Annotated in this window: 14 protein-coding genes; 3 read left to right on the forward strand and 11 right to left on the reverse strand. The window is 73.4% G+C overall.

Translation table 11 applies throughout. From position 1 onward, the window contains the following. Window positions 1-117: 117 nt before the first annotated feature. Window positions 118-480, forward strand: coding sequence for a cupin domain-containing protein (locus tag ACWEJ6_RS27615; protein ID WP_352360762.1), 363 nt, complete (start codon window positions 118-120; stop codon window positions 478-480). A gap of 27 nt (window positions 481-507) precedes the next feature. Here ACWEJ6_RS27615 and ACWEJ6_RS27620 read toward each other — a convergent pair whose 3' ends face one another. Further along, the gene (locus ACWEJ6_RS27620; protein ID WP_397161831.1) at window positions 508-894 is read right to left on the reverse strand and encodes an STAS domain-containing protein; all 387 of its coding nucleotides are present in this window, start codon (window positions 892-894) and stop codon (window positions 508-510) included. 235 nt (window positions 895-1,129) lie between these two features. Here ACWEJ6_RS27620 and ACWEJ6_RS27625 point away from each other — a divergent pair, with 235 nt between their 5' ends. Then, window positions 1,130-1,582: a hypothetical protein gene (locus ACWEJ6_RS27625; RefSeq protein WP_452427321.1), complete on the forward strand. Its 453-nt coding sequence runs from the start codon at window positions 1,130-1,132 to the stop codon at window positions 1,580-1,582. 28 nt (window positions 1,583-1,610) lie between these two features. Here ACWEJ6_RS27625 and ACWEJ6_RS27630 read toward each other — a convergent pair whose 3' ends face one another. The 10 genes from ACWEJ6_RS27630 to ACWEJ6_RS27675 all read right to left on the reverse strand — a co-directional run bounded on the left by ACWEJ6_RS27630 (window position 1,611) and on the right by ACWEJ6_RS27675 (window position 14,132). Then, window positions 1,611-2,219, reverse strand: coding sequence for a cysteine hydrolase family protein (locus ACWEJ6_RS27630; RefSeq protein WP_452427323.1), 609 nt, complete (start codon window positions 2,217-2,219; stop codon window positions 1,611-1,613). Between the two features lie 71 nt (window positions 2,220-2,290). Continuing rightward, window positions 2,291-3,274, reverse strand: a complete 984-nt coding sequence (locus ACWEJ6_RS27635) for a GlxA family transcriptional regulator (RefSeq protein ID WP_358294945.1) — start codon at window positions 3,272-3,274, stop codon at window positions 2,291-2,293. Between the two features lie 82 nt (window positions 3,275-3,356). Beyond that, a complete protein-coding gene (locus ACWEJ6_RS27640; RefSeq protein ID WP_452427325.1) occupies window positions 3,357-4,694 on the reverse strand; it encodes a PP2C family protein-serine/threonine phosphatase in 1,338 nt (445 codons plus the stop codon). Between the two features lie 107 nt (window positions 4,695-4,801). Then, complete coding sequence (locus ACWEJ6_RS27645; protein ID WP_452427327.1) at window positions 4,802-7,102, reverse strand: penicillin acylase family protein; 2,301 nt, start codon at window positions 7,100-7,102, stop codon at window positions 4,802-4,804. A 7-nt stretch (window positions 7,103-7,109) separates the two neighbouring features. Continuing rightward, window positions 7,110-9,329 carry an FtsX-like permease family protein gene (locus ACWEJ6_RS27650; protein WP_452427329.1) on the reverse strand — a complete coding sequence of 740 codons (2,220 nt, stop codon included), beginning with the start codon at window positions 9,327-9,329 and terminating at the stop codon, window positions 7,110-7,112. Continuing rightward, the gene (locus tag ACWEJ6_RS27655) at window positions 9,326-10,006 is read right to left on the reverse strand and encodes an ABC transporter ATP-binding protein (RefSeq protein ID WP_364336498.1); all 681 of its coding nucleotides are present in this window, start codon (window positions 10,004-10,006) and stop codon (window positions 9,326-9,328) included. Before ACWEJ6_RS27655 ends, ACWEJ6_RS27650 begins: the two co-directional genes overlap by 4 nt. Continuing rightward, on the reverse strand, window positions 10,003-10,533 hold the full coding sequence (locus ACWEJ6_RS27660) for a PadR family transcriptional regulator (RefSeq protein WP_352355886.1): 531 nt from the start codon (window positions 10,531-10,533) through the stop codon (window positions 10,003-10,005). The genes ACWEJ6_RS27655 and ACWEJ6_RS27660 overlap by 4 nt, the downstream gene beginning before the upstream one ends. 65 nt (window positions 10,534-10,598) lie before the next feature. Further along, window positions 10,599-11,273 carry a hypothetical protein gene (locus ACWEJ6_RS27665; RefSeq protein ID WP_452427332.1) on the reverse strand — a complete coding sequence of 225 codons (675 nt, stop codon included), beginning with the start codon at window positions 11,271-11,273 and terminating at the stop codon, window positions 10,599-10,601. Window positions 11,274-11,386: 113 nt separating this feature from the next. After that, window positions 11,387-13,624: an immune inhibitor A domain-containing protein gene (locus ACWEJ6_RS27670; protein WP_452427334.1), complete on the reverse strand. Its 2,238-nt coding sequence runs from the start codon at window positions 13,622-13,624 to the stop codon at window positions 11,387-11,389. Between the two features lie 70 nt (window positions 13,625-13,694). Next, complete coding sequence (locus ACWEJ6_RS27675) at window positions 13,695-14,132, reverse strand: organic hydroperoxide resistance protein (protein WP_452427336.1); 438 nt, start codon at window positions 14,130-14,132, stop codon at window positions 13,695-13,697. A 67-nt stretch (window positions 14,133-14,199) separates the two neighbouring features. Between ACWEJ6_RS27675 and ACWEJ6_RS27680 the strand changes: the two genes are divergently transcribed. Continuing rightward, complete coding sequence (locus ACWEJ6_RS27680) at window positions 14,200-14,772, forward strand: TetR/AcrR family transcriptional regulator (protein WP_452427338.1); 573 nt, start codon at window positions 14,200-14,202, stop codon at window positions 14,770-14,772. The last annotated feature ends 215 nt before the right edge of the window (window positions 14,773-14,987 follow it).

The following is a 14,987-nucleotide window of genomic DNA, read 5'->3' on the forward strand; positions in this document are numbered from 1 at the left end:
GTCATGGGTGCGGCCCCACCGCGGGCCGTACCCGTCCCCACAAAGGGATATTTGCCCTGGCCAACCCCTCGGTATGGACAATTCAGCGTAAGAAGGTAGCTGACGAGGGGGTGAGCCATGATCGAGGTCAAGAGCATCGACAAGCCCGACGAGCGGCGCGACTTCCCCAAGGGCCACCTGGAGATCTGCGAGCTGAGCGGCCTGACCTTCGGGGTCGCCACGTTCGAGCCGGGATGGCGTTGGTCGGAGTCCGTCAGGCCGATCGCCGGCACGTCGTCCTGCCAGGTGCATCACAACGGGTTCGTGGTCTCGGGCCGGATGCGCCTGCGCATGGACGACGGCACCGAGGCCGAGGCGGGACCGGGCGAGGTCTTCGTCTGCCCGCCCGGACACGACGCCTGGGTGGTCGGGGACGAACAGGTCGTCCTGTACGACTTCGCGGGCGGCGCCGCCGACTACGCCAAGGCGAGGAACGGCTGACGCCGCGCGCGCTCCGGACGGGCGCCGCTAGGCGGGCGCGTGCGTCCGTCTGGGAATGATCTCCTCCAGGGCCTCGGCGACGGTGGCGCGTACGCCGAGACGTCCTTCCAGGCCGGTGATGCGCATCAGTCTGGCCGGTTGCGGGGTCGGCGCGGCGACCATCACCGTCCGTCCCGTGGCGGTGATGCGTTTCCACGCGCCGATCAGCGCGCCGAGTCCGGCCGAATCCATGAAGCCGACGTCGGACAGGTCGATCAAGGTGACGGCGGCCGGCGTGCCGTCGAGATAGCCGGTCGCCCAATCCTCGATGGCGCCGGCGGTGTGCAGGTCAAGGTCCCCGGCCGGATGCAGCACGACCGTTTCTCCTGCGGAGTTGGCCAGGAGCCGGAAAGTGTCCACTTTCACTGCTATCACTTCCCTCCTTGCTCCGCTCTCCCCTGGTCATCGGCCGACAAACCCCGTGACCTGCCCGCCGGACGCAGCGCCGCTGCTCAATGCGGATTTTTTCGCGAAGCAATTAGCGGTGCTCCGCGCGGCCATTCCCGGCGCGAATGCGCGGCCATTTCTTCGACGCCCGGCGCACGCCCATACATAAGTAAAGAAATGCTGGGCAGCGGCAATGAAACGTGATCGCCGACGTTCGAGGAGAGTGAGAACCATGGTCCTGCTCGGCCTGCTGCTCATGGTCGCCGGGTCGGCCGCCGTGGTCGTCCTGTTCACCCAGACGACGACCACCGCCACCGCCGCGCTGACGCTGATGGGCGTCACCTTCCGGGTGGGCGACCTGGAGCTGTTCGCCGCGGGAGCCGCCACCGCGGCCGCGTTCATCTTCGGCGCCTTCCTGGTCGCCGCCGGGACGGGCCGCAGGCTGGCCCGCCGCCGCGAGCTGCGCCGCCTGCTGGCCGAGCGCACCGACGACCGGCCCGCCACCGAACAGCCCGCCACGGACCAGGACGAGCGCCGCACGGCGGACCGACCCGCCGACCGTCTGGTGGCCACCGGGCGCACCGCCGACCGGCAGCCCGACTCCGTCCCCGCCGCGCGGCACCGGACGCCGGCCGACCGCCTGGTCGCCGGCCGCCGCCGCCCGGCCACCGGCTGACCCCCGGCCCCGGACGGGTGGACTCAGGTCAGGCGGGCAGGGCGTCGCTCGTGGGGACCACCAGGCCGAACAGGTCGCCGATGGTCGTCAGGGCGGCCTCGTGCAGCACGCCGGCGGGCAGCGGCGCGCCGCCGGGGCCGGCCAGTGTGCGGGTGGCGCAGGCGTCGGCGACGACCGTGGGCCGGTAGCCCAGCCGGAAGGCCCCCTGGGCGGTGAAGGTGACGCACATGTGGGTCATGAACCCCGCGAGCACCAGGTCGGGCCCGGCCTCCATGCCCGCCAGGACGTCCTGGAGCTCGGTCTGGTGGAAGGCGTCGGGGAACGTCTTGACCACCACCGGCTCCCCGTCGCGCGGCGCGACCGGCGCGCTGATCGCCCCGATCTCGGCGCGGACGTCGTACGGGCTGCCGGGGCCGCCGTCGTTGACGACGTGCACGACGCGGGCCCCGGCGGCGCGGGCGCGCTCCAGCAGGCGGGCGCCGGCCGCGAGGGCCTGTCCGGCGTCCGGCAGGGCCATGACGCCGGTGCTGTAGGTGTTCTGGTAGTCGATCAGCACGAGGGTCGAGTCGGCCAGCCGGGCGGGTTCGGCCGGCAGGCCGACGACCTGGCGCAGGGTGGGCGAGACGGTGCTGCTCATGGCAGGGATTTCCTTTCGGGCAGGCTCGCGCCGCCGCCCGGCTCGGACGGCGTACGCGGGGAGAGAGGGGATCAGGCCACCGTGCGGAAACGGCGGCGGTAGGTGCCTGGGCCGGTGCCCAGACGGCGGCGGAAGGCCCGGTGCAGGGTCTCCACCGAGCCGAGCCCGCTGTCGGCGGCCACCCGGGGCAGCGGCAGGTCGGTGGTCTCCAGCAGCCGGCGCGCCACCTCGACGCGCGCCGACTCGACGTACGCGGCCGGGGTGAAGCCGGTCTGCTGCCGGAACACCCGGGTGAACTGACGCTGGCTCAGCCCCATCCGCGCCGCCAGCTCGACCGTGGTCAGCTCCTCGGCGAGGTGCTCGGCGATCCACAGGCGCAGGTCGTCGATGTCGCGGCGGCCCGAGGCGGCCCTGGTCAGCGGGACGCTGAACTGGCTCTGGCCGCCCTGACGCTTGAGATAGACGACCAGTTCGCGGGCCACCGCGAGGGCCGTCTCCTCGCCATGGTCCTCGGCCACCAGCGCGAGGGTCAGGTCGAGGCAGGCGCTGATGCCCGCGCCCGTCCAGATCCGGCCGCTGGAGCGCAGGAAGATCGGGTCGGGGTCGACGGTGACCCTGGGGTGGTCGGCGGCCAGTTGCCCGGCCGTGGACCAGTGGGTGGTGGCGGTCAGGCCGTCCAGGAGGCCGGCCTCGGCCAGGATGTGCGCGCCGACGCACACCGAGGCCACCCGGCGGGCGCCCGGAGCGGTCCGCCGTACCCAGGCGACCACCTCGGCGTCCGTCAGGGCGCGGGGCCCGTCGGGCGTGACGGTCACCGCGCCGGGCACCACCAAGGTGTCCACCTGGTCGCCGACCTGGTCGAACGTCAGATCGGCGACCAGCCGCACCCCGGCGGACGTGGTGACCTGGCCGCCCTGGGGCCCGGCCAGCCGCACGTCGTACAGAGCGCGACCGGCGACCCGGTTGGCCAGGGCGAACACCTCGGCCGGGCCGGTGACATCGAGCAGGTCGACGTCCGGGAAGAGCGCGATGACGACGCGGTGGGCAGCGGGCATGACCCGATTCTCACCGAACTGGCGGAATGTCCGCAACGACAGTTATCTGGCACATCTGGCCATCGGCAGGCGACGAGGCCGGTCAGCCGGCGTGCAGGTCTGCCGGTTCGCCGAGCCGCAGGGCCAGCAGCGCGACGTCGTCGGTGAAGCGGTCGCCCCGGTGGACGAGCAGCAGCTCGCACATCTCCTCCAGGGGCAGGTGGCGCAGCCGGGAGGCGGTGCGGACCAGGCTCTCCATGCCCCGGTCGAGCCCGTGCGCGGGGTCCTCGACGAGCCCGTCGGTGTAGAGCAGCAGCGTGGACCCGGCCGGGATGACCTGCTCGTGGTCGGGCCGGGGCAGATCGGGGGTGACGCCGAGCGGGTGGCCGCCCTCGGCCCGCAGGTAGCGGGCGGGGCCGTCGACGGGGAGCAGCAGCGGGGGCAGGTGCCCGGCGGTGGCCCACCTCAGCCGCCAGTCGGTGCCGCCGTACTCCTCCAGGCGGGCCAGCAGCACCGTCGCCATCGGGCCGCCGTGCAGGGCGTGCAGGATCTCGTCGAGGCGGCGCAGGATGCGGGACGGCGGCTCGCAGTGCTCGTAGGCGAGCACCCGCAGCATGTTGCTGATCTGGCTCATGACGGTGGCCGAGCGCAGGTCGTGGCCCATCACGTCGCCGACCATCAGGCAGGGCACGCCGTCGGGCAGGACGATCGCGTCGTACCAGTCGCCGCCGATGCGCGGGACGGTGCTGGAGGGCAGGTAGCGGGCGCAGGCCCACAGGCCGTTCAGGTCGGGCAGCGACGGGAGCAGGCTGCGCTGGAACTCCTCGGTGTTGCGGCGGATGCGCTCGTAGAGGCGGGCGTTCTCGATGGCGACGCCGGCCGCGCTGGCCAGCGCCGCGACGATCCGCTCGTCGTCGCCGGTGAACGGCAGGCCCGACCGTTTGTCGGCGAAGTACAGGTTGCCGTACACGGTGCCGCGGACCAGGATCGGCGTGCCCAGCAGGGTGTGCATCACCGGATGGCCGGCAGGGTATTCGCGGAAGCTGGGGTGGGCGAGCACGTCGTCCACGCGCAGCGGCCTCGGCCGGGCCATCAGCTCCTGGAGCAGGCCGTGGCTGGTCGGCAGGCGGCCGATGGCCTCGTACACGTCTTCGGAGACGCCGTAGGTGAACAGGTCGGCGAACTCGCCCTCGTCGTTGAGCACGCCGAGGGCGCCGTACCGGGCGTCCACCAGGTCGGCCGAGACCTCCACGATCGTGCGGAGGGCGGCGTTCAGCTCCAGCTCGGAACTGATCGCGAGGACCGCCTCCAGCAGGCGCGCCATCCGGCCGTGCAGATCCTCGATCTGCGTCAGGCTCGCCTGCAGCCGCCGGAGCTTCTCGGCGCCGAACGGCCCCAGGTCCCCGCCGTACGCGCCGCCCTCCGGCCGCTGTCCGCCCACCCCACCCCCCGAGATGCCCTCGCCCAGGTCATGCCCCCGGTCACCGGCATGACACCTGGTCACGGGCACTGCGGGAGACGGCTCAACGCGCCTCGGCGGGCTGGGCGTCAGCCGCTCACGGTGGTGACGTTCGGTTGCGGGGCGCTGCGGAGCTCGGCGTCGGTGAAGCGTTCCGTGACCCAGCCTCCCCGGGAGAACAGGGCGGTCTGGTCGGTGTGGTGGGGGGAGTTCGGGTTGGCGGACAGGGAGTAGGTCAGGACGGTGCGGGTGCGCGGCCCGTCCGGGGTGAGCTCGACGGCCATCATGAAGCTGGAGCCGGTGTTCACATCGGGGTAGCGCCCGTCCTTGCCGAGCGGGCCGGAGTTGCGGACGCGGTCGAAGCAGCCCTCCCCCTCGGTGCAGCCGGGGATCGGGACCGACGCGTAGTGCTGGGCCTGGCCGGTGGTCAGGGTCAGGGGCAGGCGGTTGTCGCGGAAGAACAGCACGGCGTCGGCCAGGGCGCGCCGCACGCCGGGGTCGTCCCGCTTGAGGCCGCGCGGCGTGGTGAGGGGCTGAGCCGGGTCGAACGGCACCCGCCACCAGCTCTGCGGCGGCTCCCCGGGCTTGACCGGGGCCTGGAGCCCGTCGAAGAACCGCCGCCACAGCACGGCCCCCTCGCCGTCCAGGGTGGCGCGTCCGTCCCAGCGGGTCAGGGTCCGGCAGGCGTCCCGTACGTCGACCCGCTCCCCCGAGGAGGCCCGCAGCTCGCGATGCTCCCGGCACAGCGCCTTCAGGTCCGGACGCATGAGCTCGAAGCCGTAGTTGCGCTTGCTCCGCGCGGTGGCCTGGAGCGTCTCCAGGGTGAAGCCGGGTGCGCCGAGCCCGTCGGCGCCCTTGAGCCGCCGGTCGATCATGTCCAGGCTGACCCGCGGCCGCAGCTCCACGTCGGTCCGTACGGCGCCCCAGACCTGGTCGTAGCCGGTCAGCGGCACGGCCGGGTTCGTCATCCACGGGCTGTTGTTGGAGTTGGCGACGTAGTCGGCGCGGGTCAGGCGGGGCTGGTTGCGGGGGCCGAAGATGCCCGGCACGACCGCGTCGGCGTCCTTGCCCCACAGGCACGCCGAGGTCGAGCCGTCCAGGACGAACGCGTCGATCGACGGGTCGGGCGACGGCTTGGCGCACCGGCGGGCCTGGGCGTCGGTGACGTGCGGGACGACGGAGGCGTCGGCGAAGGACGCCGTCCCCCCGACGTCCGTGGCCAGCGTGTAGACGAACGGCAGGCCCTGATGGGCGTCCTGGGCGGCGCGCAGCCCGCGCAGGTCGCCGGCCTTGGCCATCGCCAGCCACTCGTCGGCCGCCCGCAGGTTGGCGGCGTTGACGTCGGCCAGCGCGTACGCGTACTCGGCGCCGCGCCCGGCGGCCAGCACCGGGCCGTAGCGGGAGGTGAACAGGGTGCGCGAGACGAGGGTGCCGTCCTGGAGCGGCACCACGACCTCCTGGCGGCCCATCGGCTCGGGCCGGCCGTCGACCAGGTAGGTGGTGGGGTCGCCCTGGGCCAGTTGGAGCCGGTAGAGGGTGAACCGCTGGGCGTGGGAGACGGTGTGGGTCCAGGCGACGGTCCTGTTGTGGCCGATCTGCACGACGGGGGTGCCGTACAGGCTGCCGCCGGCGACGTCGAGCACGCCGGGGATGGTGAGCTGCACCTGGTAGAAGCGGCGGACGCCGTTCCACGGGAAGTGCGGGTCGGCCAGCAGCATGCCGTGGCCGTCGCGGGTGGCCTCGCGGCCCAGCGCCCAGCCGTTGCTGCCGGGGGCGCGGCGCGGGCCGTCGTCCCCGTCGTCGCCGCCGACGATGGCCTCCTTGAGCGCGGAGCTGCCCGACATGCGGCCGAGGTCGAGGAGGTTGGCCCAGACGTCCTCGGCGGTGATCGGGCCGACCCACGACTTGCCGCGGCAGGTGGGGTCGGGCAGGTTGGCCACGCCGGTGTCGTCGAGGTAGCGGTTGTAGCCGGCCACGTACCCGTCGACCAGTTCGCGCAGCTCCGCGCTCGGCCCGATGGGGGCGGGCCGGGCCAGCAGCCGCCGGACGACGCCGGAGTCGGCGACGCTGCGGTGGTAGAGGTCGCTGGTGAGGTTGGCGACCGGGCGCACCGGGTCGTCGGACCGGGCCTGCGGGCCGAAGTGGCGGGATCGTTCACCACGCAACGTCACCACCCACGAGGCCAGCACGCACAGGTTGTCCTGGGCGAAGGCGTACCCGTAGCCGAAGCCGAGGCCGCCGTGGTCCTTGGCGGACACGTGCGGGATGCCGTACTCGGTGCGCCGGATCTCGGCCGACCAGCGGCCTTCGGCGGCCACGGCCGGCGGGGCCGTGAGCAGGCCGGCGACCAGCGCGAGCACGATCGCCGCGCAGGGCTTTCGCAGCTTCATGTGGCTCCTATTCGAAACGCGCGTTGTCGGGCGAGGTCATGCGCCGCAGCAGCGGCAGGACGGTCGAGATCACCAGCAGGGACGCGACCAGCCCGCCGCCGACGCCGGCGAACCAGGCGGGCCCCGGCATCGCCAGGGAGGCCCCCTTCATGGCGAGGGCGTCGATGAACGGCGCCGCCACCCCGAACCCGGCCCCGGCCGCCACGACGGCCGCCAGGACGAGCGGCAACGCCGACTCCAGCAGCACGACCGCGCCCAGGGTGCGGCCGGGCGTGCCGGCCAGCCGCAGCAGTGTGAACGGCTGACGGCGTTCCACCAGCCCGCCGCCGACCGCCACCAGCAGGCTGCAGCCGCCGGCGAGCAGGGTCAGCGCGACCATGGCCAGCGCGATGTTCTCGGCCTGCGTGTAGAGCGCCGCCCGGACCTGGGCGACCTCGTCGAACGTCATCGGCGGGCCGGTGCTCTGCCCGGCCAGCAGGGTGCGGATCTCCTCCAGGGTCGCCGGGTCGGCCATGGTGACCAGCACGGAGGACAGGTTGAGCCCGTCGGCGGAGACGGGTTCGCTGTCCGGCCCGGCGAGGGGGATCAGCTTGTCGATGGTGAGCGGGTTGTCGGCCTCCACCACCCGGTCGAACCGTCCGGCGACCGCCCGCGCGCCCGGCGGGCACTGCCCGAGCGCCGGGAAGCGGGCCAGGTCGGCGCACTCGACGATCGCCCGGGGCGGTGGCGGCCGCTCGGGGTCGATCACCCGGTTCTCCTCCTCCTTCGCGGCGTGGATCGGCAGCACGCCGACGCCCGGGTAGGCGCGCAGCCGGGCCACCAGCTCGGCCCCGGCCCGCGGCGACAACCCGCCGCCGCCGAGGTCGCCGAGCGGGGCGCGCAGCACGCCGGACAGCGTGCCGCCGGCCACCGCCCGCTGGCCGTCCACCACGGCGGGCACGATCCCGGCGATCGCCGTCCCGATGAACACCGCGAGGACGAGCCCGCTCACCGACCTGAAGGCGGCCTTCGGGTCGGCGGCCAGCCGCCGGGCGGCCAGCAGCGTCGCCGCTCCGCCGGTCAGCCGGGCGGCCAGGCGGGCGGCCAGCATCGTCAGCCAGGGGCCGGCCAGGATCAGCCCGATCATGATCAGCGCCAGGCCCGCCGAGGCCGGCCCGGCGTTGGGTTTGCGGTCGTCGGTCTGGAACATCGGCACCGCGAACAGCGCCAGCCCGGCCAGCAGCGGGATCGCCCGCCAGGCGCGCGGCGGCCGTGGGGCGCCCTTCCTGAGCGCGCCCAGCGGCGAGATCCGGACCCGGCGCAGCGACCACAGCGCGCTCGCCCCGGCCAGCAGCGGGACGCCGGCGAGCACGGCCGCGTACTGCCAGGCGGCCGGGGCCACCGTGTCGGGGAAGAACCGGGAGCCGGTGACGCGGACGGTGGCGACGGCCGGACGTACCAGGAGGAAGAGCACGATCCCGGCGAGGGTGCCGGTCAGCGCGCCGAGCGCGGAGTCCACCGCGGCGAACAGGTTGACCTGCCGGGACGTGCCGCCCACCAGCCGGATCGCGGCGAAGCGGGCCTCGCGGCGGGCGGCGGCCAGCCGGGTGGCGGTGTTGACCAGCACCAGCAGCGGCAGCAGCAGCCCGACGGCCGCGATCGCGAACCCGAAGTGGTAGATGTCGGCGTCGCCGTCGACGGCGGGCTCGTCGGCCGTCGTGTCGACCTGCCGGGTGCCGAGCAGGGCGGCGACCTGCTCGGGCGTCCGGCCGATCACGATGGTCAGGTCGTCGGGGCCGGTGAGCGCGGCCCGGCCGATCGTCCCGGCCCTCGTGCCGGGGAAACGGTCGGCGAGCTGCGCGCGCGGCGCCGAGTCCAGCAGTTCGGCCAGCGCCGGGGAGACGTAGTACTGGCCGGGCGCGGGCATGCGGGACAGCCCTGGGACGACGGGAGCCCGGCCGCCGAGCGCGGCGGCGTCGAGCCGCCTGATCGGGCGTCCGGCGTAGTAGTCCTCGTGGTAGTTCCACAGGGCGCCGGTGGCGGTGGCGTCGAGGGCCCAGCCGCTGGGCGCGGTGCCGCGGGTGCACTCCCAGCAGGTGCGCTCGCCGGCCGTCTGGAAGGCGTTGAACAGGGAGAGCGTGGCCAGCAGCACCGCCACGCCGACCGCCACGCCGGCGACGATCAGCGCGAGCCGGGCGGCCGCCTCCCTGCCTCCGGCCAGCGACAGCCGCAGGCCGAGGGCGATCACCGTGCGACCTGACCGGCGAAGGGGTCGGTGAGCCGCCCGTCGCGGACGATGACCTCCCGGTCGGCGCAGGAGGCGACGCGGGCGTCGTGGGTCACCACGAGCACGGTCGTGCCCTCCTCGCGCGCCAGGCCGACCAGCAGTTCCATGACGTGCTCGCCGGTCAGCGAGTCGAGCGAGCCGGTCGGCTCGTCGGCGAACAGCACCCGCGGCCCGGTCACCAGCGCCCTGGCGATCGCCACCCGCTGCGCCTGCCCGCCGGACAGCTCGCCGATGCGCCGCCCGCCCAGCTCGGCCAGCTCCAGCCGCTCCAGCCAGCCCGCCGCCCGCCGGTACGCCTCCTTGCGCCCGGTACGCGCGAGCAGCAGCGGCAGGGCGACGTTGTCGGCCGCGGTGAGCTCCGGCACGAGCTGCCCGAACTGGAACACGAAGCCGAACGCGGTGCGCCGCAGCCGGGTGCGCCGGTCATCGCTCATGGTGTCCAGGCGGCTGCCGTCGAACCACACCTCGCCGCTGTCGGGGGTGAAGATCCCGGCCAGGCAGTGCAGCAGCGTCGACTTGCCCGAGCCGCTGGGGCCCATGACCGCCACGATCTCCCCGGCCGCCACCTCCAGGCTCGCCTCCCGCAGCGCCGGGGTGCGGCCGAAGGAGCGGCTGATCCCGCGGGCCTCCAGGATCACGACGACCCCCGCACCAGCTCGGCCAGCGCGTCCAGCCGCGCCTGGGTGACGTCGATCCAGCGCAGGTCGGCTTCCAGGTGGAACATGCCGTGGTCGGCCAGCAGCGCGTCGGCCAGCGAGTCCCCCCGCTTGATCTGCGCGAACTCGCGCATGCGCCGCAGGTGGGTGGCGCGCTGGAGGTCGAGGTAGGCCGCCGCGTCGCGGCCCAGCATCAGCGCCAGCACGACCTTGGTGAACAGCACGGTCTGCAGGTACGGCTCGGCCGCGACCGGCTCGCTCAGCCACGCCTCGACCTCACGCGCGCCGATGGGGGTGATCGCGTAGCGCTTGCGCTCGGGGCCGTCGCCGGGCTCGCTCTCCCCGGCGGTGACCTTGCCGTCCCTGGCCAGCCGGCCGAGGGTGGAGTACACCTGGCCGAAGGGCAGTGACTTGCCGCGGCCGAAGTAGGTGTCGTAGTCGCGCTTCAGGTCGTAGCCGTGGCTCGGCTCCCGCTCAAGGAGGCCGAGCAGCGCAAGAGGGACGCTCATGCCCCCGCACTATATACCGAGGGTATATACGGGGGGCATAACCGCGTGAATCGGGCCGGCGTCCCTCAGGAGGTGGCGCTGGGTGACGGCGTCGGCTGGTGGTCGCCGTGCCGGGGGCCGCCGTTGCCGCCGTTGCCGCCGTCCCTGTCGCCGTTCCTGTCGCCCCAGTGGTCGTCGCCGTGGGGGTGCCGGCCGCGGCCGTCGCGGGCGGTCACGTCGTGGACGGTGACGGCGGTGGCCGTGCCGCCGGTGACCTTGGCGCTGACCATGACCTTCTGGCCGGTCTTGATCGCGTCGATGCCCTGGTCGCGGTTGACCCGGGTGTCGGCGTTGACGGCGTACCGCTTGGTGTAGCCGTCCTCGCTCTTGACCGTGACGGAGTCCTGGCCGACGGCGGTGACCTCGCCGTACTGGGTGGCCACCGTCACGTACGCGCCCTGCCCGTCGGGGACGACGAACTCCCCGTGGACGGGCGGGCCACCGAACCCGCGCCCCCAGCCGCGTCCCTTGTCGGACGGCGAGCCCGACGGAACGGCCGACGGGCTCGCGGCGGACGAGGGCGTCCCGGTGGGCGACGGCGACGGCGCCGGTGAGAGCGCCGAGGCGGCGGCCACGCCGGCGCCGGTGGCCAGGACGACCGCGGTGGTCGCGGCGAGCAGTACGGAGCGGGGGAATCGGCGCCTGGGCGGTTCGTTCTCCAGGGTCTCCGCCTTGCCGAATCCGTCAGGCCCAGAGGTCATGATCTTTCCTCTCCATGGGAGACAACACCACAACTCTGCCCAGAACCACCTAAAACGGTCGTAAACGCCCACCGACCTGCGGCCCGCGCCCCGCGCGCGGGCCGCAGGCGCCGCTAGGACGCCGAGACGCGCACCAGGGCGCGGTCCCCGTCACGCAGGACGGCGATCCGGGTGCCGGTGTCCGGCACCTTCACGCCGAGCTGCGGCAGATCGGGGTGCCAGTAGACGCCACGGTGGTCGTCGAACACCGGAACCCCCGGACGCGCCGGGAACACGGCGGGCACGCCCGCCGAGTGCAGCCGCAGCCGGTCCGTGCGCGCGTTGCCGAACGGCGCGTCGAACACCTGCAGCCGCGCCCCGGCCGCCGCCCCGCTGGCCCAGCGCAGCGGCTCGGGCCGGGCGTCGACGGGCAGGATCATGCCCTCGCCGGGGTGGTCGCGGGTGGTGTTGTCGCCGTACCAGGCGTCCCAGAGCCAGATGAGCACGCCCTGCTGGTACGGGTAGTGCTCGACCCGCTGGCTGCCGGTCCACCCGAAGTTGTACGGCCCGGTCCGCAGGTAGGCGTTGTACCCGGTGTAGCGCCGGTTCTCGGCGAGGTAGGCCCGGGAGAAGCGCTGCACGCCCACCTCGCCGCTGCGGGCGAAGCCCACCGCCGTCCACTCGCCCTCGCCCTGCTCGACGTCGTCGGCGAACACCCCGGGCACCTGGACGTCGTCCAGCCGGAAGCCGGACTCGGAGGTGTTGGAGTCGGTCGAGTAGCGGAAGCGGAACCAGATCCTGCCGCCCGCGTACGGGCTCAGGTCGTAGGCGATCTCCCGCCAGTCCGAGCCTCCGGTGAGCGGCTGCCCGACCGGCGTCCAGGCCGCGCCGTCGCGGGAGACCTCGGCGTACAGGAAGTCGTAGCCCTGCTCGATCGCGTAGGCCGCGTGCGCCTTGAGCGTCGGCTCCGTGGCCCGGGAGAGGTCGATCTGCCGGGTGAGCGTCTGCTCAAGGTTGTCGCCCTTGCCGCTCCACCACTGCCACTCCCCCTGGTACGGCCTGCCCAGCGGAGTGCTGATCTCGCGCGCCGGCAGGTCCACCACGAGCGCCTGCGGATCGCGGGTGTTGTAGGAGCCGACGCCGAGGGTGTGCGTGGAGGGGGTGGCCGCGCGGGCCCGGTCGTAGGCCAGCCAGCCGAGCTGGAGCTTGCTCCAGGCGTCCAGGTCGCCGGCGTACTCGCCGAGCGGGCCGGTCCGCGAGCTCAGGTAGGAGCCGGACGACATCAGCGACCAGAAGTTGACCGAGTTGTCCCCGCCGCCCGCGTACAGGTCCGGCAGGCCGAGGTCGTGGCCGAACTCGTGGGCGGTCAGGCCGACGCCGCTGTTCTCGCCGACCGTCAGGTAGTCGCCGACCCAGATGCCGGTGTCGCCGATCTGGGTGCCGCCGTTGCGGTTGCCCTCGGGGCCGGCCTGGCCGCGCTCGGGCCAGTAGGCGAAGTAGCGGTGGGCCCAGACGGCGTCCGCGCCCTGCGCGCCGCCGCCCCAGGTCTCGTCCACGCCGGCGTGCACGACCTGGTAGTGGTCCAGGTAGCCGTCGGGCTCGTCGAAGTCGCCGTCGTTGTCGTGGTCGTAGCGGTCCCAGACGTCGTACTTGGCCAGTTCGGCGCGGATCTGCTCCACCGTCCTGCCCTTGGCCTTCTCGGCCTCGTACCAGGCGTTGGCCGAGTCGCGTACCAGGTCCCAGTTGTTCCAGCAGATGCCGCCCTCCTCGGGGGCGCACCGGTCGCTGCCGTAGCGGGCCTCGTTGTACGGCACGCGTACCCAGTCGCTGACGTAGCCGTCGAGGTCGTAGCGGCCGGAGGACTGGAGGCGGTAGTAGTCGCGCAGGGAGTTGCCGCCGGTCGCGAAGTAGGACTTCGCGTAGGAGGCGCGGTCGAAGTCGGGGCGCCAGAGGGTGTGGTTGTCGTCGGTGCCGCGCGGGTCGGGGATGGCGTTGTGGCGGGGGCCCGGCTGGCCGCCGTACTTGATCTGGCCGTCGATCTTCGTCTCGTTGTCCACCTTGTCGCCGAACTCGGCCAGGACGACGAAGACCTGGTCCTTGCGCTCCTGGGCGAGCTCGACGTAGCGGTGGCCGACCTTGACCGAGCGGCCGGGCCGCGCCTTGGCCGCCGCCGCGTCCGGGGATAAGACGCCTTCGACGGCCTGCCTGCGCAGCGCCGCCTGCTCGCGTTGCTGCGGGCTGAGCGGGGAGATCTCCCTGCTCACCTTCTTCGCGGGCGGCGCCGCGGTCTCCGCCGCCGCGGCGGAGACGGAAGGGACGCCGAGCGCGGCGATCGCCAGGAGGGCGGCCGCCGCGGAGAGAGTGATTCGCATGGCATGTAACATGTCACACTCCAAGTCTCCCGTCTCTACCTCCGGCCGATCTTCCGGGACGCGGATCCCGTCACTCGACGATCAGGTTGACCGGGATGTTGCCGCGGGTGGCGTTGGAGTAGGGGCAGACCTGGTGGGTGGCCTCGACCAGCTCGCGGGCGACCTCGGGGGCGATCTCGTCGGGCAGCTCGACGCGGAGCGTGGCGTCGAGCTGGAAGCCGCCCGCACCGTTGGGCGACAGGCCGACCTCCGCCGTGACGGAGGCGTCGGAGACGTCGATCCGCTTCTGCCCGGCCACCAGCCGCATGGCCGAGGCGAAGCAGGCCGCGTAGCCGGCGGCGAAGAGCTGCTCGGGGTTGGTGCCCTCGCCGTCGCCGCCCAGCTCCTTCTGCAGGGCCAGCTTGACGTCCAGCCTGCCGTCGGAGGAGACCGCGCGCCCGTCGCGGCCCGCCGAGGTGGCGATGGCGGTGTACATGCTCATGACCGGTTGCCCTTCGTTGCGCTTCACCAGACAGACCTGTCTGTCTGGTTTGTCGAGCATGAGACTAGACAGGTCTGTCTGGTAGCGTCAAGGGGTGAGCGCAGAGACGGCGAAGGAGCCCCGCCCGAGCCCGGCCCGCACCCGGGTCCTGGAGACGGCGGCGCGGCTGTTCTACGCCGAGGGCGTGCACGCGGTGGGGATCGACCGGATCATCGCGGCGGCGGGCGTCGCGAAGGCGACCTTCTACCACCACTTCCCGAGCAAGGACGAGCTGGTCCGGGCGTACATCGCCGAGCAGGGCGCGGTGCAGCGGGCCATGGTGGACACGCTGCGCGCCGACTCACCCCGGGAGACGCTGGCGGCCGTCTTCGCGTTCATGTGCGAGTTCGGGTCCGGCTCCGGTTACCGCGGTTGCCCGTTCGTCAACACGGCGGCCGAGTACCCGGATCCGGCGCATCCCGTACGGCAGGCCATCGCCGAGCACCGGCGCTGGCACCGCGACCTGTACCGCGACCTGCTGGCCGCCGACGGCCACACCGACGCCGAACGCACCGCCGACATCCTCCTCCTGGTCAGGGACGGCCTGGTGGTGGGCTTCGACCTGGACGACCCGGCCACCGTCCGCGCCACCGTCCAGGAAACCCTGACCCGCGTCCTCACCCCCTGACCCGCCCCACCACGGAACGGCGACCACAGACGCGCAGCGAATCCGAGGCCAGAGCCAGAAGCCGAAGCCCGAGGTCGGACGCCTAGAGCGAGGACCGGAGGTCCGGACCGGACGCCTGAACCATGGGCCGTAGGCGGGGGCCGAAAGCGGAGGCCGAAAGCGGAGGCCGAAAGCGGGGGCCGAAGGCGGGGAAGCGCGCCCTGCCCTTCGCGAGC

The sequence above is a fragment of the Nonomuraea sp. NPDC004702 genome, from assembly GCF_053601695.1.